Raw genomic sequence first — 19,301 nt, 5'->3', positions numbered from 1 at the left:
GTCCTCCTATCTTCGGCGTTCCAGGAATTACCGCGGGCCCGCCTCGGACGCGTGCTCGCCGAGCGCCCACTTCGAGAAGCGCACCTGGATGCCGTATGGCGTATGGGCACGGAGGATATCCATGACGCCCTCGTAGGTCTCGGCGCGCGCCCAGTCTTGCTGCAGTTCGAAGACGTATTGGCACGAGGTGATCGGAACGGCGCCGGCCAGCAGCAGGCGCTCCATGGAGCGGTTGTGGGCCTCGAGCGACAGATCACCGCAGGCATCTGCAGGAACGTAGATTTCGTAACCCTCCTTGAGCATGTCGAGGCTCGGAAACATCACGCATGCTTCCGTCCAGAGGCCGGCGATGACGAACTTCTTTTTGCCAGTAGCGGCAACGGCTTTGCGGAAGTTCGGATCGAGCCACGAATTCATGGACGTCCGGTCGATGATTTCGTGGTTCGGGAACAGATCTGTCACCTCCGGCATGAACGGACCGGAGAAGGAGTCCTTGGCAACCGTCGATATTACGGTCGGGATCTTGAACAGCTTCGCCGTCTTGGCCAGAATTTGGATATTATTGAACACCACCAGGCGGTCATGCGACTGCACGCCCTGGTACATTGCCGGCTGATAGTCGATCAGCGCGATGGCGCTGTTTTGCGGGGTAAGCATATCAAGGCTGGGCATTCGAGGTCTCCTGAGTTTGGTAAATGCAGATCAGTGGGAGGCGAACTGTAGTTTGATGCCGTCCGTGCCGTTGCCGGAAGTGAAACGATTTCAGCTGGTCCATGTACACGCTGCATTTCTTCCTTTGCCGACACAGCGGAGACTGGGACGGCTGTGGCTGGGGCGAATAAAAAGGCTTGGCGATACTCGAGCTCTAGGCGAGGACCCCTTCCGGTGATCGCGACCTGAGATTGTGCGCGCGACGATGTTGCACTGATGATGGCCAGCGGCTTCGAATGAGACCGTCACAGGCCGAAGCGTGCTGCGATTGACCCCTGCCTGTTCATCTCAACCCACTTCCCATTCCGTCATGGGATGACGGCTATAGTATCGGCACCGCGCCCATGTAAATTAGGCACTAGCCTGCTACTAGGTTTCTAATCGGATACCGCATCGTGCAACATGAAGCTCATCATCCTGAACTCATCTATCCGCCAGAACTGGAAATCTGGCCCTTCCCGGCGCATTGTCCGAATCGGGTGCTGATCGAAGAGATCGCCGATAAATGGACGATCCTGGTAGTTGCGGCGCTCTCGCGAGGCCCGACGCGTTTCAATCAGCTCAAGCGCGCACTAGAGCCCGTCACGCAAAAGTCATTGACGCAGACACTGCGCCGTCTGGAGCGGAGTGGGATGGTTTCTCGAAAGGTGCTTGATACCTCTCCAGTAGCGGTTGAATACGCCATCACCCCGCTCGGCCGTACGCTCGGCGGTCCGTTCTCCGCTCTATACCGGTGGGCCGTCGCATACCACGACCAGGTCGGGGCCGCCCGGCAGCGGTTCGATGCCCAGCGAGGAAAGGCCCGCAAATAACGGAATCTCGCCGTCTGCGCGATGGTAACCGCGTTGCGAAGCCAAACGCACTCCAAGAGCGTCGGAACTTGCTTGCCTCTCGACAGCTGGATCGGTCAATAGCCTCTCGTTCGCAAGCGCAGCACCCTCTCGTGCCTAAACGCGCCAGCTTCCCCCGCGGCAATCTTTAGAATTTGGACAAAGCCGAACTCGAATGGTGTGCCAGCGTCAAACTGCATCCAATCGCTTCACTTTCGCCAGCGCTTGAAGTGGCACAGTCCCAGCGGGCGCCACTTCGAGCTCTTGAATCAATTACATTGATTGGTAAAATCAACCGATAGGTCCGGTCTGGTGCGTTTGATTCAGGAGCGACGATGTCTCGAGCGCCAGAGTTTGATGAAACTGAGGTCCTCGACAAGGCACTTCAGGTGTTCTGGCAGCAGGGCTATGAAGGCACCTCTCTCAGTGACCTTCTCGATGCGACGGGGCTCACGAAATCAAGCCTGTACTCTGCTTTCGGTGACAAGGAGGACCTATTCCATCGGGTTGTCGAACGCTACTTGTCCAAACACGTTGCATTTCGCCAGGCGTGTGCGCTTGCCGAACCAACCCCTCGGCGGATTGTGGAGAGTTTGCTTTACAGTATGGCGGATCTGCACGCTGGATCGCGTACACCGCCCGGCTGTCTTGTCACAAGCGCTGCTCTCACATGCTCGCCGGCAAGTGAGCCAGTTCGTCGATATCTCGTTCGCAGCCGAAACGAGTTTGTCCACATTCTAGGCAACCGGCTCGAAGCGGTGAAGGATGCCGGGCCGTTGCCTCCTGGCATGACCGCAGCGGATGCCGCGCGGCTTGTTGTGTTGACCATTCAAGGGATGGCAGTTGAGGCGAAGGGGGGCTCGACAAGGAACCAGCTTCGAGAAATTGTGCGCACATTCCTGCTCGGTTGGCCGGAGAGCTGAGCTGCAGATTCAGAGGCTCCCGCCGGCGGGCCTCTTTCGAGGACGCCAGTGCGGCTAACCGTGCCAACTCTCACGCAACATTCGCACTGCCGATCGCAGAGCAGGGACGGAGCGCGACCATCGCGATTAGCAAGGCAACGCTCGCCATCGCGATTGACGCGTAGGGGGTCGCCAGCAGCCCGGGCCCTGTCAGGAGCTGGCCACCGATGAAGGACCCGCTGGAGATTCCGAGATTGAAGGCGGCTATATTGAAACCGGACGCCGTTCCAAGCGCATCCGGAGCCTCCTGCTTGGCGGTGGTAACAACGCCGGCCTGCATAACGGGCGGGATGGCGAAAGCAAACGCCCCCCAGACAGCGATCACCACGAAAGTTGCCGATTCATTGTGAATTGCCAATCGAAGCGAGACAAAAGAGATGATCAGTCCGGAAAGCAGGATCATCATCGCCTTGCGTGTACCGACGGCGTCACTCAATGCCCCGCCGGCAAGATTTCCGACGACAGTTGTCGCACCAAAGAGCAGTAGCGCGAGATTGACCGCCTCCTCCGGTACCCCAGTGACGTCGGTCAACAATGGGGACAGGAAGGTGAAAACCACAAAGGTGCCGCCGAACCCGACCACCGTAAGCAAGTACATGGTCGCGAGGCGTCGATTCGCGAGAAGGGTCAGTTGGGCCGCAAACGAGGCGGGCTGCTAATGCGAAATTTCGCGAGGCAAGAGCCATGTCAGACCAAGCACCGCGATGGTTCCCATGCCAGTGACAATAAGAAATGGAGTACGCCAATTAAATAATTGGCCGATCCACGAACCGAGCGGTACCCCGACCACCATGGCGACGGTGAGCCCTCCCATCATCACGGCGATTGCACTGCCGGCCTTTGCCTTTAGAACAAGAGAACTTGCACAGGCCGCACCGACACCGAAGAAGACCCCGTGAGCAACCGCCATGACAATACGTGAGAGCAGCAGTGTGGTGTAGTTTGGGGAGACGGCGGCAGACAAATTGCAGATCGTGAACAGTGCCATGAGCCCAATCGCCAATTGCCGGCGGAAGAGCGCCGGTCAGTGCGGAAACGATTGGCGTACCAAGCGTGATGGACAACGCGTACAAGCTGACGAGGAGCCCGGCCTTTGGGATCGATATACCTAGATCGGTTGCGATCTCTGGAATAAGACCCACAATAACGAACTCGGTCGTGCCGATTGCGAAGGTCGCAACCGCAAGGGCATAGAGAGCAAGGGGCATCGCGCTTGACCTCAATCCAGGAGTGGGCAAGACACCTGCTGAGCCTGAGCCCGGCGTGTTGTTCTGAAATTTTCGCGGCGATCCCAAGCAGCGTCTCACGGCTTCTTCGCAGGATCGTCGGCGGGGTTCTCGTAGACGGTATCCGTCGGCCCGAAGCCGGTGATCAGCACAGTCACTGCCTCGTCGCCGGTCATCGCGAAGTGCGCAGCGCCGGAGGGCTCCGTGTAAACTGAGCCGACCGGTAGAGTTCGGAGCGCTTCCTGGGTGAAGCTCGGGCCGTAGCCGAATATCCAGGTCCCCTGGAGCACGGTGCCAACCCGATCGCCTGCATGATGATGCGCGGCAATTCTTGCATGTGGCGCAACCCTGAGCAGTTGGCTGTACATCCCCGGCTTGGATGGGTCGCCGAGGATGGTAACAACTTCGACCTTGGCGTTGCCGGACCCGCCGGGGCCACCGGTGGGTGCAGCAGCCGACAATTCCGCAGGCGTCCTTGAGTAATTCGGAAGCACTGATGCTGGCGACTGTGCGACCGCGGGGGCGGCAAACATGCTCGTGACGAGGACGAACACCGTCTGGTTCCGGGGCATGGCTTTTCCTTTCGCTTTAATAGATCTCTGGTCGAAGCTCATGGCGTCGCCGGGACCGGACCCTTGGGATACTCGAGAAACTCCAGAGTCACACCGTCGGGCCCACGCACGTAGACGAGACGAAGTCCGGTGCGCTCCCCTGACCGCACCGTCTGGACCTTGCACACGGCGCTCCACCCTGCACCGCCGACTCGCATTAGCAAGGCATCAAGGTTTTCAACTCGGAAGGCCACGTGGACCGAGCCGACATCGCAAGACCGGGGTTTCATGACCCGTCGATCGCTCGGAGAGCGGTATTCCAGAAGCTCGATCAGATGCCCTGGCCCCTTGACCATCGCGATACGCGCTGCTGCAGCCTTCACGCCGACCAGGTCCCCCAGCAAGGAGCTCTCTTCAAAGTCCCAGGTGTAAAGATGCTGGAATCCCATGACGCCGCTCCAGAACGAAAGCGCTTCGTCCAGTGAGGAGACCGTGATGCCAGTATGCTCCGTCGTCTCGATGCGAAATGGAGCGCCTGCTTCAGTCATGACGCTCACATCCTGGCGCTCTTGTCCCAGAATTGGCCCAGTTGTTCGCAAATGAAATCTTTTTTTTCCTCAAACACCCAGTGTCCGCATTCCTCAATGACCCCTCCCTCCGCACGGTCCGAGAGTGCCCTTGCGCTGTCGAAGCAGTGCGACCCGAAGGAGCGGCGACCTCCCCAGCCCATGATCGGGATCGAAAGCTTCTTTCTTGCAAGCTGGGCGAGTTGTGCTGCCTTCTCATCAATAAAGCCATAGTGGTTCAGGCTCGCCCGCAGATTTCCGGGCTGCTTCATCTGGACGACGTAACGCTGCAGTTCGGCTTCGCTGATCGCGTTGGGATTGTAGGCGAAATCTCGGAAGAAGTGACGAATATACTGCTCCTCTCGTCCTTCGATCAGGAACCGCGCAATATCCATGTTCGCATGCATGGAGAGGTGCCAATATGGCACGCGCGGATCAACATAGCCTTCATAGTCGAGTCCAAAGAACGGCGTCTCGATCGTTGCGAGAGACAGGACCCGGTTACCCGCCATGTAAGCGAGAGCGACCGAGGGAGGCCCTCCGAGATCATGGCTAAGGATGTGGAACTGATCGGCGTTTTCGACGTCGGCGAGCTCGAGCAGATCTTGGGCAATGGTGGCCGGCATGTAGTCCGCGTAAGGCTTGTCGCTGTCGGCGTAGCCGCGCAGGTCCGGTGCTATGAACCGGTACCGTTGAGCAAACGCCTCAAAGATCGGCACGAACTCGTTATGATTTTGGGGCCAACCATGGAGACAGAGCACTGCGGGCCCGGAGCCGACCGTCACGTAGTGCAGCGTTACGCCATTCACCAAAGCGCGCTTGCTGACCATCTGAGCTTTCACCATCGGCAAACCAGTCCGCTGCTGCCGCGCTAACCACATGCACCAAGCCGGTCGATGGATGTATCCCGGCGAACCTAGGCGCGGCTTTCGGCAACATGTTGTGCGATTTCGCTAGCAGTCGGAAGTGAAACGATTTCAGCCGTCCGATGAGCCGCCTGCATCTCGGCTGATCAACGCGTGGGCATGCCTGCGCGACATCGATGACGATGATTTGGTGCATGCGCTTCGCTCAAGTAATTGGTGACGGACGGAACTAACGCTAGAGATCGAGCTTTGCGGCGACATTCACGAGCTCTGCGAAAGAGGTAACCCTCATCTTTCGCATGACTTGGCCGCGATGTGCCTTGACTGTTATCTCGCTGATGCCAAGCTCATGCGCCACTTGCTTGTTCAAGACACCGCGAACGATTAGACGCATGACTTCCCGCTCGCGTCGGCTCAGCAAGGCGTAGCGTTCCCGCAACGCTTCCATCTCGGCTTCAACCCGCAGCGCGGCGCCGCTGCGATCAATAGCGTCTTGGATTGCGTTCAATAGTACAGTGTCACTGAACGGCTTAGTTAGAAATTCAACAGCGCCAGCCTTCATCGCCTGCACCGTTGTCGGCACATCACCATAGCCAGTAATGAAAATGATCGGCATACCCGGTCGCTCGACCGCCACCCGTCTCTGCAATTCGAGGCCATTGAGCCCCGGAAGACGAACATCCAAAACCAGGCAATTGGGCACAAACACGCGTGGACGTGAAAGAAATTCCCGAGCGGACTCAAATATCTCCGATTGCCAGCCCGCGTTGCCGATCAACAGTTCAAGGGATTCGCGCACCGAGACGTCATCATCGACGACGAATACGATTCCCTCATCTGGTTTGGCGGGCAGCTGTTGCCCCGTCGATTTCATCGGTCCTTCTCCGGGCGCAGACATGTCTGGCTCAACTCGTCCCGAAAGCCGCATTGAGCGCCCTCAGCAAGGCGGCGTCGGAAAACGGCTTGGATAGGCACTCTGTGGCGCCCTGCTCGAGCATTCGAGGACGCGTGAACTCATCTCCGTGCGCGGTAATAAAGACAATCGGAATTTTATGGCGGAGACGTGTCAATTCCCTCTGGAGCTCGGGACCGGTCATGCCCGGCATTGCAATGTCGAGAATGAGGCAGCCTGTCTGCCCTACATATTCAGAAGCAAGGAAGTCCTCTGCGGAGGAAAACGCTTGAGCTGCATAGCCGAACTCCCTCAGGAGATCAGGCAGCGACTCACGCACAGACTCATCGTCGTCAACGACCGATACAAGTAATGGTGTGAGCATCATGAATTCCTCGTGACGCTGTTGCCGAAAGTCGTTCTGCCGCCACGATCGTGGGCGCCGATCACCCCCTCAGTATTCCGAGGGATCGAAAACGAGAACGTAGCTCCTAGACCATGGTTCGGAGCAGCCCACAGGTGACCATGATGATTCTCGATAATTGAGCGGCTGACGGATAAGCCAATTCCCATCCCCTCGTTCTTGGTTGTGTAGAACGCATCGAAGAGCTTCTCCACGGCCCCGGGATCAAAACCAGGTCCAGAATCCTCCACACTCAAACGGACTCGATCACCTTCGTCTCGTTGTGTCCTGATGGTCAGCTCTCTTGCGCGATCGTCGATCGCGCTCATCGCATCCAGCGCGTTTTGCACCAGGTTCAAGATGACCTGCTGCAACTGGACCCGATCCCCCGCGACAACTGGAAGGTCTTCGGCTAATTCCGTCCTCAAGTTCACCCCATCGCGTCGAAGCCTGTCGAGCGATAAGGCCACGACCTCGCGAGTTGCCTCATTCAGATCAATCGGCCTGGTTACGGGCGCTTTCCTGTTGAAGAGCGCCCGCAATCGCCCGATGATAGCGGACGCGCGGTTGCCGTCCCGGATTGTGCGACGCGCAGTTTCACGCGCGCCAGGAACGTTCGGAGGATCGGCGGCGAGCATGCGCAGGCAGGTGCTGGCGTTAGTGACGATACCTGACAGAGGTTGACTGATCTCGTGAGCTATGGACGCCGTAAGCTCACCCATCGTCATTACGCGCGCCATGTGCGCCAATTTTGCTTGGGTGTTGCGTAGTTCTTCCTCCGCCCGCTTACGATCTTCTATATCGGTGTTAAGACCGAACCATCCAACGACGTTGCCCACTTCATCACGCAGTGGGTTAGCTCGAAAGAGGAACCAACGGTACATGCCATCGAAACGGCGCAATCGTGCTTCCTTTTCACCGGCTTCGCGAGAAGTCCTGATCGATTGCCAAGCACTAGCGAGATCACTCAGATCGTCGGGATGAACTGCCGCAGTCCACCCCCAATCTCGAGCCGCCTCCGAACTTAGACCCACATAGTCGAGATAATGCTGGTTGAAGAACTCGGCGGAGCCGTCTGGCCGAGCCGACCACACAAGCGCCGGAATGGTATTGATGATCAGATTGAGGTTTCGCTCACTGCTGCGCAAGGCATTCTCGGCGCGCTTGCGGTCCTCAATGTCGATCTGCAGCACGCACCAGCGCACGATGGATCCATCAGTGTCAAGCAAGGGAAAGCCGCGGACGTGGAACCACCGATACACGCCATCTCTGCGGCGATGGCGGCTTTCGATTTCGTAAGGCTCTCCGGATTCGACAGCCCGCATCCAGGCCCTGATCGTCGATTGAAGATCATCGCGATGAACAGCATCAATCACATTCCAACGCTTGAGTTCCTCGACCGACCTTCCGAAGTACTCCAAAACGGGGCGATTGACAGCCTCTAGCTGACCTTCTGCGGTCATAATGGCCATAGGAGCCGGAATGGCGTCGACGACCAACTGTATGTCAATTTCTCGCACGCGCAGCGATTCCACCACCCTTCTGAGTTCGACAATCTCCTGTCTTCGCTCTTCGCTGATGGCGATGATGTCTCCAGTTCGTCGCGCAACCTCTCGGTTGATCATTTCGGAAGCTCGTTTCCGTTCCTTCGAAAGGCGAGCGTCCTGCAGCCACTTCGCGATTTGCACGCTTGCAATTCTGAGGCGAAGCCTCTCTGTTTCTTCGGGAAATTCAACGCGCGCTGATCCGGTTACGAGCGTTCCGGTTGCACCCTCAATTCCCAACTGCAACGACGAGGTCGATATTTCTCTACCGCCGATCGCAATTCGCTGTTGTGACGGCCACCACTGCAGATCTTGGCCCAATGACTCTCGCAACAGACGCCCCAGTTCTAGTGACAGAAGGGCGTCCCAAGCTTGAGCCGTTCGGGTTATCTCGAAGCCGTCTACACCGATTGAATCCTCGAAACGAACATAAGCAAAGTCCAGCTGGAGCAGCTCCACCAGCAGATCGAGCAGATCAGAGAGTCCTTGCGAGAAAGTGCCACCGTCCCGGATCGGAGGATGCTCAAAAATCTTATTGAGATCGTTGATACAGCGCCGAAGATGCCCACCCTCCTCAGCGCAATGTTCGCTGTTGACTACCATTTTAGATCGCTGACAAGGCGCTCGCGTGTGCGGCTGACACTTGGGAGGCTTCAAGCCGACAACCCGCGTTATCATCACGAAGGTGCTCGACAGGAAATGAGACTGACCATCCTCGCACCACACAAAATATCATGCCCCTTCTCGCCTCACAAGGTTGCATCGATACATGATCGCGCGTCAAAAGACGCCAGCCGCAGTGCTGCCCGCCACTCCTCGAACTGCTGTTGACCGAATTCGAATAGACTAAACAAGGTGGTCGCGACGGCGGCCCACCGCGTCGTTACGACAACTCTCCCGTTCGCCCCGGCAACCGGTCAATTCCTAGATCAAGCAAAGTACTCAAAATCGAGGCGAGAGCTATCGTACCTTGGTGTTGGTGGCTCGGAAAGTAGCTCTAAAGAACTACGCGCCAAGCGCATGCTCGAAGCGGAACCGTCACGGTGCTGCCCCAACTTGCTGTTGCAGCGCGGGTGAGATGGACCGAGCGGGACGCACGAAGTCGCATAGGCGAGCGCGAAGAGGCTCGGCGGCTTGGGCCAATATAGCCCGCAGCCACTCTTGGGCAGCATTACTGGCGTTGCGTTCCGGCCACAGAACACTAACGCCCTGCAAAGCGGTTTGATACGGTAGCTCGTACATTGATATTGGGTGCCTAAGGACTAACAATTTGGCGAGAGGCCGTGGCACGATGGCGGTTAGGTGCGTATCTTCGAGCAGGGTCGGAAGCGCGAGAAAGTGCGGTAACGACACGGCCAAACGTGGACCTCGCTTCGCCCCTGAAAAGGTCCGTTCGAAAGCTGCCCGGTCAAACATCTCCGACCGCCGCGCCAGTCCGTTTTTGGCGACGAAGCCGTCGACTATTTCTTCATGCTCTCCGTGCAAGCAGACCACGGCTATTGAAAGCTTCGAAAATGTTTCTAGGGACAATTGACCAAGCCGACGTGAAGAGCTGGCGATGAGAACATCGTCGTATGCAAAGAGTGAGCTTGATCCGAAACGGGCGGGTACGCTCGAGAAAATCCCGATTGTCGCATCAATTTGCCCGAGATCCATCTGCTCGGCCACATCGATCCAACTGTCCGGCCGGATTACGAGATCGACTAGCGGGGCTTCCTGCCTGAGCAGCGCGAGGAGACCAGGCACCATCACCATAGTGATGAAATCGCTCACTGCGATTGTAAACCGCCTGGTCGAATGACGGGGCTCAAACTTGGGAGGATCGATTGCTGCCTCTAGCGATCTCCACGCCTCCCTTATTAAAGGGGCCATTTCGACTGAGCGCGCCGTCGGCCGCATCCCCGTGGTGGTACGTACAAATAGTTCATCATCGAGCAATTCTCTAAGGCGGGCGAGAGCGTGACTAACAGCAGTAGGACTGAGACAGATCCTCTGACTTGCCCGCAGAACGCTTCGCTCTTGCATTACAGCGTCGAAAACGCGCAGAAGGTTCAGATCAAATCTGTTGAACGACATTGTCATAGCCCGTGGCGAACAATGATTACCGGTCGTTTCTTCGGTTTGGAATCTGGTCCACAGGCCTCCAAGGACTCTCAGCTCGCGCTGAGATTTTGGGACCAGGTAAATCGTGAAGCCTATAATAGGGTCGAACACCACCACAATTCAGGTGACGGTAGGGTGTGCCGCTGTTGGTTGTCATAGAAATGCTCTCTCGCTGTCCACAGCGCGACCGTAAAGCGATTGGAAATGCCGGCTCAATTGCACCTTGGTGTGAACTATTCCCGACCGCGCGTAGTGGTTCAGGCTGGAACCGGTCAGGCTGTGGCGGCAGGTCCAGGGCGCCGAATAGGGCTTCGCACGCCAAATTCAGTCACAAGCGATCGCGGCATCGGAAGTTGGCCGCTGCGCAATTCCGAGAGCTGAGGAGCATAGCCGCGGAATTTGGATTTACGGCGCCTCTGCTCATGTCCAGTGCGGCACGCGACAGATACCTAAGTATCGGTTTGGAGACGGGCGAAGAACTGCGAGCGCACGAGCACGAACAATTGCGTGCCGACGGTCCATCCCTGGTTAGCGCCGATCAATCTGCACACGCATGCCCCGCCGCATGTACTCCTCGACGAAGCCCGAGAGATAGCCAACGCTGACTGTAAATGGTCTTTTGAAGCAATCATCCTCGCGCGGTCGCGCCAGATGTAAAGCGGGCGCTCCTCCGACCCTTCAGCCGCTTCGGCGCGGCGACACGGCGATCGGGGGCCGACGAGCTCGCCGTTCAACTGGCGATACTGCTGGCCATCAAGGAGCAACCAGTTGTGGAAACGGCCGTGGCCGCCGCCCTGAGAAGCGGCGCGGTCGTGCCTGCGGACCGTCTAATGAGGGCCAGGGCGCTGCTGCGCTCGAGGACGACCTGGAAGAGACGCTCGCCGCCCTGTCGCGCACGCCGCGCGAGCCGCGCCTAACTCTCCCCAGCCCCAGTGGCTGGTCCGAACTGCTCGCCGGTCTCGCCGCGCCCGGACGGACGCCCTCCGACGAACAGCGCGCCGCGGCCGTCGGCACGATCTCGCGCCCCCTCCCCTGCCTCGTCGGCGGCGCCGGTACGGGCAAGACGTACACCTGCAAGCTGATCTCCGATCGTTCGACGCGCCTCGGCGGTCGCGTGTTGTTGTGCATCCTCGCGGGCAAGGCAGCGGTACGCCTGTCGCGTTCGACCGGACGTCTCGCCAAGACGCTGGCCCGCATGCTGGCCGCGCTCGCCGAGCGCGACGAACTCGAAGCCGCCCTGAGTGATCCGGCCATGTCGGAGAGAGTGAGAGCGCGAAGATCCGGACCAAGCTCGAGTCCCTCAGCCTCATCGACGACAAAACGCTGGTCGTCGTCGACGAGGCCTCGATGACCGACGTGCCGACGGTCCACGCGATCGCGAAGCGCCCGGTCGCCGGCAGCCGCCTGCTCTTCGTCGGCGACGAGGCGCAATTACCCCGATCGGATTCGGGCTCGTCTTCCACAAGCTGGTGCAGGATCCCGCGATCGCGCTGCGGCTGACGGAGGTCCACCGGCTGGCCGAAGCGACCGGCATCTCGCCCGCCGCCGCGGCCGTCCGGTCCGGCGACATGCCCCCGTCCTCCGAGTTCGCCGGCACGGCCGACTATCGTTCGTGGACGTCGACCATTCCTCGCTGGCGCAAGTTGGACGAGGTCATCGTCAAGCTCGCCGGCGAGCCGAGGTGCTCGTCGTCACGACCATGGCAGGCAACTTGAGCCGATCTGAACCTGACCGACTTCGAGTGGCGCGTGCGAACTGCTGCTACCCAACAAGCCGCGAGGTGTACCGCGCGTCGATGATCGCCGCGTGCTGAACGGCATCTTTTGGGTGCTGCGATCCGGCACGCCCTGGCGCGGCCTGCCGGAGCGCCATGGCCCGCGCACTACCTACTACAACCGCCTCGTGCGACGCCCGTCGCGCAAAGACCCTCCCGCGAAGGTTCGCGCCTTCGTGGATTTCTGCATCGAGATCGTCAAAAACTTCTAGCTGCCAGCGAGCGCTGGGCATTGGAGGATGGTCCCTCTAAGTGCGACGCTGGATATTTGAGGTTCACGACAACCGATTCAAACAGCGGTTTTCAGTGGCTCATAGGTCTGCCGGTAACGCTTCGGCCCAATGAATGGAAAAAGAGCGTTTCGAATGAATGCCGGTAGTTTGGCCGCCTGCGACATCGCGTCGGTCAGAGCTTGAACATGAGCCACACGTGATCGCCGCTGTGCTTCGAAATCGGCGAGGGCTGGAAGCTCGTCGCAAATCGTAGAAAGCGCGCGAGCGAGAACTATGGCGTCTTCAAGCGCGAGCGCTACGCCTTCTGCCCAAACTGGTGCAGTGGCGTGTGCAGCATCGCCGATCAGCACTGCTCGGCCGTTATGCCAACGGTTCAGGCGGACTTCCTCGAGCGGAGAATGGTAAAGCGCGTTGGGTCGCGCAAGGACATCCAGCACGGTTCTTCGGACACGCTCGGGAAACTGGCGGGTCAGCCAATCCAGTGCTTCCGGAGAATCGCCCCTCGACAACGGTCGCGTAATGGCCGCCCACCCATAGACTTCGCGGTCATCGATGGGCATGAGAAGCACCACTCCTTCGTCGGCCGCCCAAACGGTCCAGCAATCGACGCCTGGATTGGGCGCCATGAAACGCCAGCTCTTTTCCGCGAGTAGCGCGTGCCCTGGTCCCAACACCGTTCCGAAGGCTTCCGTGCGGATTGTGGAGCGAACTCCATCAGCGCCGACAACCAAACGAGTGGCCAGATTTGTCCCGTCTGCCAATCCAAGCTCGGCGTGCGTCGAATGTAACGTCATCGATTGGACATCAGCGTTGTAAAGGAGTGAGGCTTCGGGCAAGCCAGCGGCCAGCATCGAAAGGAGGGCAGAGCGCCGAATGCTACGCGGCCGAAGCGCGGGGCCCCAAAAGGCGTCTTCATCCACTTGGAACAGAAGCTTGTCGCGAGCGGTACGATATTCCCGACGTCGCAGCGGATGTCCGAACTTCTCGATCTGCTCTCTTAGGCCGAGTGCCGAGAGTGCCTGGATCGCGTTCCCCGGCAGGTTGATGGCTAGCCCACCGTCAAACGGCGTTCGCCGGCGCTCGATGATGCGAAAGGGGAGGTCTTTACGCTGGAGGGCGCGAGCAAGCGCGGATCCGGCAATTCCGCCTCCAACGATGAGAAGGGAGTCTTCGTACGAATGGGACAAACGTTCCTCGACGGTCTTCTGACTATATCTAGAAGCGGCCTCTTCCGAGAGACCCGCTCACGCTATCAAATCGATTCATGACCTGCATGTGGAGCGAAGCACTTCACCGCGCTAAGCGCTTGGATCGATTGGCTCTTCTCTTCGTGAGTGATGGTAAGGGCTTCCCTCTTGCTCTCGCACTATGCCGACAAACTCCTACTACAGCCACGGCAGGGGTCGCAGGAAAAAACATGTTACGTCTGACACAAACGAAGACAAAATCGAGCTGCGTGTTATGTTTCGTCTTCACCGTCTGACCGCGGGATGCATGGGACAGGTCCTCGCGCGTGAAGGTCTACGGCGTGTTCGTGACAGCGTCTCGGAGCTGAGAACTGGTGCGGATCGTTGACCTGTACCGCCTGTGGCAGCGGAAATGCGAACCGCATCTCCTTTGCACCGCGCTGGTAGCGGGTTGGAGGACCGATCGAGCGGGCAGCGCTTCACGCCAAGCATCGAACTCCTCCGATCGGGCGCTATCGATCGCACCGTCGCCAATACCCTTAGGATTGACTGGAAAGATCCGCATCACCGCTCCGCGCCAAAGATGGATGGCGCCGTTACTTGACGCCACCCGCGATGCCCAGTCAGCGATCAAGCCGGAGCCTTGAAGGCGTAAGAGATGCGTCCGCCGGCAGGTAGAACAACGCAATGACAGCTCCCCCCCCCTCACCCCCGCTGCCGGGATCGGGCGCGGTCCAACGAGGCACCTGCCCCCCCTTCAACTCGGCGCCCTTGTCAAGGGGAACGACCAGGTTGAGTTCACCATAAGGATGGCCGTGATACTGCCCGCGCAACACATCGTGATCGTCATCGTCCTTCAAGCGGCGCGCATCGGCGCTGTTCATGTGGACAGCGGTCATGCTGAACTGGAACGTTTCCGGCGTCGGCTCCAGGATGCGGCTGCGCCGGTAATTCGCGCCTTTCACCTCCTGGTTCGGCGCCCAGCCTTCCTCGACCTCGATCTTGATCAGGCGAGCCAGATCCCTATAGAGCGTGCTCTCCCAGCCGCATGTCTCGTTGAGCCCAGCGATCCATCTTGGCGCCGGGTTGTCATATCCTTGACTTCCGGCAAGAACGGAATGCTGCGTTGGATCAATTCTTCTTGTTGTGCGGCATGCCACATGTCTAGCGGCGCCGGCGTTCCAACGCTATTCCCGCGATTGGCACAAGCGCCCGCTCGTCCAGCCCACTGATCCGACATCCTTGAATCCGCGTCGTTCTGATCGCCAATCGCGCTGCAGCCACTTTCAGCTGCCCCGACCGCACCGGCCATGCCGCCCTTTGGTTGGAATCTCAGTGACACAGAGACTGCGGACGTCCTGACCTATGTTCGCAACACCTGGGGAAATGCCGCGTCAGCAGTCCAGTCCACGAACGTCAGTACGCTGCGTGGCGGGGTGTCTCAATGACGTCGACCACGCTGCGCCCGAAGTTTTGGCGGACGGATCGAGCGTGCTCGCGATACCTGTCGCAAATAGAATCGGGACATACCAATGCTCAATTCTCGCGTCACGGGCGTCAGCCATCTTCTTAGCCGCCCAATGCCCCGATTTTGCCGACCGCCTAAATCAAGACATACCGAGCGACTTGTCAGGTCTAGACGCTGAAAAAAAGACCTCAGCAGTTGCGCTTGCCACGAAGCTGCAGGTGGAACGTGTCCTGATCGCTGAACTCATAGCGCGCGGCAGGCTTGGGGGCCGAAGCTCCGGGGACGGCGCTGCCCTGGAAATTCTGATCGAGATGGACCCACATGAATTCCGCTGAGAAGGTCAGGTTAGTGACTGGGGTCCAGCGGGTAGTGACACCAAGCTGCGACAGGTTGAAGTCGGGGTTGCAGATGTAATCCGCGCTGACCGCCTTGGCGGGCGTGGTGTGGTTCGCGCAAATGAAGGCCTTGGCGGCGCCGTCATAACGGACGCCCACATACGAGCCAAAGAGGCTCGAGGACCAATATGGATCCCAGTTATTTGAACGCCCCGCGAATGCCAAAGGCCTCGTCAGATGCAGCGAGCCGTCACCGCCGGCTGCGACCGGCAAATACACGCGTCGGTCGTTGCGCCGAACCCGATGCTCTGATAGGCGCCGGGAGTGCTGGTGCTGCCGAAGATGGCAAAGCTCGGCGAAGTTGAAGCTGACGGTACTTCGTCGCCCCTTGGTATAGCTCGCGTCCATCTTGATGTCGTCCCGGCGCCAGTCAGGATGTTCTTGATCGGCAACGCCGCCATCGCTGCGCCGCCCCATGAGGTGTCGGGAGGTCAAGAAAGCTCGGATGCCGCGGTCGACGCCGCGCCCGGCAGGTAGATCGGGGAGAGTCCGCTCGGGCCTCAATGCCTGCCAAGGGTCAATTTCGTTGAACAACTCATGTCTCTGCGCCGGGCAACAGCCGACTTTTTCAACGCAAGCGCCCCCAAGTGGACCATGGTCCAATCGCTCAGAGTGTGCTCATGCCGCCATCGACAATGAGTTCGCTACCGATGGTAAAAGCTGATTCATCTGAGGCGAAGAAGACGACGGCATCAGCTACTTCCTTAGGCACGCCGCGGCGACCCGCCGGGATTTGACTGACCAGGCCTTTGATCTCGGCATCACTCATGCCGATCTTGCCGTGCAACGGCGTAGCGATTGGACCGGGGCTCACTGCATTGACGCGAACGCCCCGCGGCAGGAGCTCGCCGGAAAGGGTACGAGCGAGCGAAATTAATCCCGCTTTCGTCAGCGCGTAGACGCTCGAATTCGGCATGCCAATGTGGGCGTTGATCGAGGTATTCAGCACTATCGATGCCGGGTTAGCAAGAAGCTTCAACAGAGCCTGGATCAGAAAAAACGGCCCCTTCAAATTGACCGCCACCGAACGGTCGAAGCCAGCCTCGTCCCACTCAGCCAGGGGACGGAAGTCACCGATGCCGGCATTGAGGAAGATAGCGTCCAGGCCTCCGAAACTGTCCTGTATCTCAGCGGCAATCTTTTTCTGAGCGGCGACGTCGCCTGCATCCGCATGGACAACTAGCACGTTGCCGAGTTCCTTGCGAGCAGCCTCCAGGGAGGCCAAATTGCTACCAGTGATGGCGACGCGGGCCCCTTCCTCAAGGAAGCGGCGAGCCGTCTCGAGCCCGATACCGCTGCTGCCGCCGGTAACAAGAGTGCGCTTGCTATTCAACCTGTTCATTTGTCAGTCCTCCTCCGTTAAAAAGTTGTGCCGGTCCAACGGAGAAGCGCCGCAATGCTGTTGCACGAACAACGACAGCTGCGGCGATAGTCCGCCGTCTGAACTACTCTCGCTTGTTTCCGATGGTTTCCTGGTGGGCGATCGAACGACCTCGATGCCTTCGGTCGGAATCATCAACGCACTTTTTCAGTCATCTGTCGCCACGACCTAAGTGTAGGGCCCTGAAGTTGGTGGCTCAATTGCACCTTGGTGTGAACAACTCTTGCGCACGCCGGCAGGGCCGAAACCCTATGAACAAATCGACGCTCAGTTCCCGGCGCGCGATCGGCCTTGATCCGCGTGATAGTTTGCGTCCGCCCAGCCTTTCTCGTCCCGGGTCTTGGAGGGAACTACGTCGCTGAAATGCCCAAGCAACGAGTGAGCACTTCTTCCTGTCGTCGATGGTCCAGCACTACAAATCCTTGAAGTCGATTTCTGATGGCCGAGCAGCACATCGCCGACTCCATCCTGTTCTGGCGCCAGGCCCGCGAGGCGGGCTCCAGAAGCCGATGATCGGCAACGGCGGCGGGCTCAATGTGGGCGACTTCGTTGGGGCGTTAGGTGGCGAGTCAAGGGTATCTTGAACACCGGCACATCGGTCTACATCAATTCGGACGCGCTGCAGCCGGAGACCGCGCCGTTTCCATGAAGAGCATCCGAAGATGTTCGAGGGCCGGAAACCCTCGGCCCATTCCGGCATGGGCTTCAACGCGATGTATACGGTGCTGAACGACATCTTGCCGGCGGCCGGCAGCATGGACCGAGAACATTCGCGAAGCTGCGCTTGCTCAGAACAAGCCGATCGGGTCGTGGATCGTCGGTTAGGGCCTGAAGTTCGATCCCAAGAGGCAGAACAACACGCGGGCCTTCTCGACTTGCGATCAATGGCAGAACAAGCACTCCAGTCGATTGGACCTGAGCCGTTCGGAATGGCCAAGAAGATCACGATGCCGCCGCCCGACTGGGGTCAGCGCAGCAACGGTGGGTCCCGCCCAGGACCAACGGTTGTCACGAACGGTGGCTACGGCGGCGTCAACTCCTTGACGCGCGTCATACCGGCCCGCGACTGAGACCAGATCTTTTCCGCGGAAGTCTATGGCCGGCTGACAGGAAAGCCTGGCGTTGTCTTCGGCCAGGGACCCTGGGGTGCTCGGCAACGGGCTGATCGGCACGATCGAGGCGTTGCTCTCCAGCTCGCCCATGCTGCTGCTGACGGATTTCAGCGACACTCCGGTGTTCTCCTTGCACGCGCCATACCAGTCCGGGACCAGAGAATATGGCAGCTGGGATGCGCGACGGAGCTTCTCCGGCGCGACAAAAGAACTGTTCCGGCTGCCGGATCTTCTCGTGACAACGTCTGCTTCGGCGGCCCTGACTGGCACGAGCCGGCCCTGAAGCTCGAACACCGACGGTGAGGTAAGCTGAGCGCATAGCCCAATAATGATGAACGCACGCTCACAGCGCCCTCGTGCAACGGTAGCCGACGCGGCGCGCCAAAGGCGGTCGTGGCTCGCACAGATGCTGGCGCGCAAATCGCGCATGTTCGGCAACCATTGCGCTCGCCAACAAAATGGCGCGGATTGGACCTACTTACACAGCAGGAAGATCGCAGAGCTTCGCTCGGATCTTGGTTCTTCTGCAGGGCTCGCCCGCAGCCCCGCCGGCGACGGCGGGGCTTTTCATTTTAGAGCGTGTTTGGCGCGGTCGCGCCTGCCAACGAAAGTGCGTCCCCCGAACCAACGCAACGAAGGTCCGGACTCGTTCTTCGGATGCAGTATTTCCATTACTTCGTCTGCTATGCCCGCTTTAATGACGGCACGTTTCGCGGCGGCAAGGAATACATCGTCAGGGACGGGAATGAGCTTGAGGAAGTTTTCCCGGTCATTGGACTATTCACTGGCTTTTTTGGCCATAGCCAAGAAGAACGCAGAAACTAAATGGGCGGTCGCTCGAGGATTGCACTACGAGTTGGGCATGTGCGTCAGATACTGGTAGATCGCTTCCAGCTCGTCATCATCCATTTTCCCGACCGAACGCCACGGCATTTGTTCGCTGATTTGATGGCCGTTGGGATCGATACCGGTGCGCATGGCCGCAGTGAAGCCGGCGAGCGTCCAGTCCTTGACCAGATTCAGGTCGGGTCCGAGCGGCGCCAACTGCCCGGGCACGCCGCCGGTCAACTTCTCGCCGTGGCACTCACGGCAGTCTT

At 59.0% G+C, this 19,301-nt stretch carries 21 protein-coding genes and 2 pseudogenes; 8 read left to right on the top strand and 15 right to left on the bottom strand.

What is annotated here, in order from left to right:
• Nucleotides 1–27: 27 nt before the first annotated feature.
• On the bottom strand, nucleotides 28–672 hold the full coding sequence (locus tag YY7_RS0138080; protein ID WP_028167758.1) for a hydrolase: 645 nt from the start codon (nucleotides 670–672) through the stop codon (nucleotides 28–30).
• Between the two features lie 434 nt (nucleotides 673–1,106).
• Here YY7_RS0138080 and YY7_RS0138075 point away from each other — a divergent pair, with 434 nt between their 5' ends.
• The gene (locus YY7_RS0138075) at nucleotides 1,107–1,523 is read left to right on the top strand and encodes a winged helix-turn-helix transcriptional regulator (RefSeq protein ID WP_245287556.1); all 417 of its coding nucleotides are present in this window, start codon (nucleotides 1,107–1,109) and stop codon (nucleotides 1,521–1,523) included.
• A gap of 353 nt (nucleotides 1,524–1,876) precedes the next feature.
• Nucleotides 1,877–2,464 carry a TetR/AcrR family transcriptional regulator gene (locus YY7_RS0138065; protein WP_028167756.1) on the top strand — a complete coding sequence of 196 codons (588 nt, stop codon included), beginning with the start codon at nucleotides 1,877–1,879 and terminating at the stop codon, nucleotides 2,462–2,464.
• Nucleotides 2,465–2,534: 70 nt separating this feature from the next.
• Here the strand turns inward: YY7_RS0138065 and YY7_RS63800 are convergent, their stop codons facing one another.
• The 9 genes from YY7_RS63800 to YY7_RS54140 all read right to left on the bottom strand — a co-directional run bounded on the left by YY7_RS63800 (nucleotide 2,535) and on the right by YY7_RS54140 (nucleotide 10,627).
• Nucleotides 2,535–3,101 carry an MFS transporter gene (locus YY7_RS63800; protein WP_245287555.1) on the bottom strand — a complete coding sequence of 189 codons (567 nt, stop codon included), beginning with the start codon at nucleotides 3,099–3,101 and terminating at the stop codon, nucleotides 2,535–2,537.
• A gap of 57 nt (nucleotides 3,102–3,158) precedes the next feature.
• Nucleotides 3,159–3,491, bottom strand: coding sequence for an MFS transporter (locus YY7_RS63795; protein ID WP_245287554.1), 333 nt, complete (start codon nucleotides 3,489–3,491; stop codon nucleotides 3,159–3,161).
• A 315-nt stretch (nucleotides 3,492–3,806) separates the two neighbouring features.
• A complete protein-coding gene (locus YY7_RS0138055; RefSeq protein WP_051397135.1) occupies nucleotides 3,807–4,301 on the bottom strand; it encodes a cupin domain-containing protein in 495 nt (164 codons plus the stop codon).
• A 38-nt stretch (nucleotides 4,302–4,339) separates the two neighbouring features.
• Nucleotides 4,340–4,828 carry a VOC family protein gene (locus tag YY7_RS54155; RefSeq protein ID WP_051397134.1) on the bottom strand — a complete coding sequence of 163 codons (489 nt, stop codon included), beginning with the start codon at nucleotides 4,826–4,828 and terminating at the stop codon, nucleotides 4,340–4,342.
• Between the two features lie 5 nt (nucleotides 4,829–4,833).
• The gene (locus YY7_RS54150) at nucleotides 4,834–5,676 is read right to left on the bottom strand and encodes an alpha/beta fold hydrolase (protein ID WP_196237394.1); all 843 of its coding nucleotides are present in this window, start codon (nucleotides 5,674–5,676) and stop codon (nucleotides 4,834–4,836) included.
• A gap of 271 nt (nucleotides 5,677–5,947) precedes the next feature.
• The gene (locus YY7_RS0138040; protein ID WP_028167754.1) at nucleotides 5,948–6,586 is read right to left on the bottom strand and encodes a response regulator transcription factor; all 639 of its coding nucleotides are present in this window, start codon (nucleotides 6,584–6,586) and stop codon (nucleotides 5,948–5,950) included.
• A 31-nt stretch (nucleotides 6,587–6,617) separates the two neighbouring features.
• Nucleotides 6,618–6,992 carry a response regulator gene (locus YY7_RS0138035; RefSeq protein ID WP_210164727.1) on the bottom strand — a complete coding sequence of 125 codons (375 nt, stop codon included), beginning with the start codon at nucleotides 6,990–6,992 and terminating at the stop codon, nucleotides 6,618–6,620.
• Nucleotides 6,989–9,154 (bottom strand): sensor histidine kinase, encoded by a 2,166-nt coding sequence (locus YY7_RS54145; RefSeq protein WP_196237393.1) that lies wholly within the window; start codon nucleotides 9,152–9,154, stop codon nucleotides 6,989–6,991. Before YY7_RS54145 ends, YY7_RS0138035 begins: the two co-directional genes overlap by 4 nt.
• Before the next feature lie 435 nt (nucleotides 9,155–9,589).
• Nucleotides 9,590–10,627: a LysR family transcriptional regulator gene (locus YY7_RS54140; RefSeq protein ID WP_196237392.1), complete on the bottom strand. Its 1,038-nt coding sequence runs from the start codon at nucleotides 10,625–10,627 to the stop codon at nucleotides 9,590–9,592.
• A gap of 646 nt (nucleotides 10,628–11,273) precedes the next feature.
• Here YY7_RS54140 and YY7_RS65300 point away from each other — a divergent pair.
• The 4 genes and pseudogenes from YY7_RS65300 to YY7_RS54135 all read left to right on the top strand — a co-directional run.
• Nucleotides 11,274–12,005 carry an AAA family ATPase gene (locus YY7_RS65300; protein WP_196237391.1) on the top strand — a complete coding sequence of 244 codons (732 nt, stop codon included), beginning with the start codon at nucleotides 11,274–11,276 and terminating at the stop codon, nucleotides 12,003–12,005.
• The gene (locus YY7_RS64560; RefSeq protein ID WP_080664024.1) at nucleotides 11,933–12,154 is read left to right on the top strand and encodes an AAA family ATPase; all 222 of its coding nucleotides are present in this window, start codon (nucleotides 11,933–11,935) and stop codon (nucleotides 12,152–12,154) included. Before YY7_RS65300 ends, YY7_RS64560 begins: the two co-directional genes overlap by 73 nt.
• Entirely contained in the window at nucleotides 12,124–12,369 is a 246-nt protein-coding gene (locus tag YY7_RS0138020; RefSeq protein ID WP_028167752.1) for a hypothetical protein, read from the top strand. Before YY7_RS64560 ends, YY7_RS0138020 begins: the two co-directional genes overlap by 31 nt.
• Before the next feature lie 6 nt (nucleotides 12,370–12,375).
• Nucleotides 12,376–12,562, top strand: a pseudogene (locus YY7_RS54135) (transposase); the annotation flags it as partial.
• A gap of 155 nt (nucleotides 12,563–12,717) precedes the next feature.
• Here the strand turns inward: YY7_RS54135 and YY7_RS0138010 are convergent.
• From YY7_RS0138010 to YY7_RS0137995, 4 genes and pseudogenes are all read right to left on the bottom strand, one after another.
• Nucleotides 12,718–13,848, bottom strand: a complete 1,131-nt coding sequence (locus YY7_RS0138010; protein WP_028167750.1) for an FAD-dependent oxidoreductase — start codon at nucleotides 13,846–13,848, stop codon at nucleotides 12,718–12,720.
• Nucleotides 13,849–14,478: 630 nt separating this feature from the next.
• Nucleotides 14,479–15,010, bottom strand: a pseudogene (locus YY7_RS54130) (DUF4863 family protein).
• 494 nt (nucleotides 15,011–15,504) lie between these two features.
• Complete coding sequence (locus YY7_RS0138000; protein WP_155255494.1) at nucleotides 15,505–16,245, bottom strand: porin; 741 nt, start codon at nucleotides 16,243–16,245, stop codon at nucleotides 15,505–15,507.
• A gap of 73 nt (nucleotides 16,246–16,318) precedes the next feature.
• Nucleotides 16,319–17,053, bottom strand: a complete 735-nt coding sequence (locus YY7_RS0137995; protein ID WP_028167748.1) for an SDR family oxidoreductase — start codon at nucleotides 17,051–17,053, stop codon at nucleotides 16,319–16,321.
• A 701-nt stretch (nucleotides 17,054–17,754) separates the two neighbouring features.
• On the opposite strand from YY7_RS0137995, the gene YY7_RS0137990 reads away from it, so the two are divergent.
• Together YY7_RS0137990 and YY7_RS0137985 are read left to right on the top strand one after the other, a co-directional pair.
• The gene (locus tag YY7_RS0137990; protein WP_028167747.1) at nucleotides 17,755–18,162 is read left to right on the top strand and encodes a hypothetical protein; all 408 of its coding nucleotides are present in this window, start codon (nucleotides 17,755–17,757) and stop codon (nucleotides 18,160–18,162) included.
• 52 nt (nucleotides 18,163–18,214) lie between these two features.
• Complete coding sequence (locus tag YY7_RS0137985) at nucleotides 18,215–18,487, top strand: hypothetical protein (RefSeq protein ID WP_196237390.1); 273 nt, start codon at nucleotides 18,215–18,217, stop codon at nucleotides 18,485–18,487.
• 566 nt (nucleotides 18,488–19,053) lie between these two features.
• On the opposite strand, the gene YY7_RS54125 is transcribed toward YY7_RS0137985, so the two are convergent.
• The coding region (locus YY7_RS54125; protein WP_035691978.1) for a c-type cytochrome at nucleotides 19,054–19,301 on the bottom strand (248 nt) is incomplete at its 5' end.

Source organism: Bradyrhizobium elkanii WSM2783, from assembly GCF_000472865.1.
In the GTDB taxonomy this organism is placed as follows: domain Bacteria; phylum Pseudomonadota; class Alphaproteobacteria; order Rhizobiales; family Xanthobacteraceae; genus Bradyrhizobium; species Bradyrhizobium elkanii_A.
This window is presented reverse-complemented; position numbering and strand designations above follow the sequence as displayed.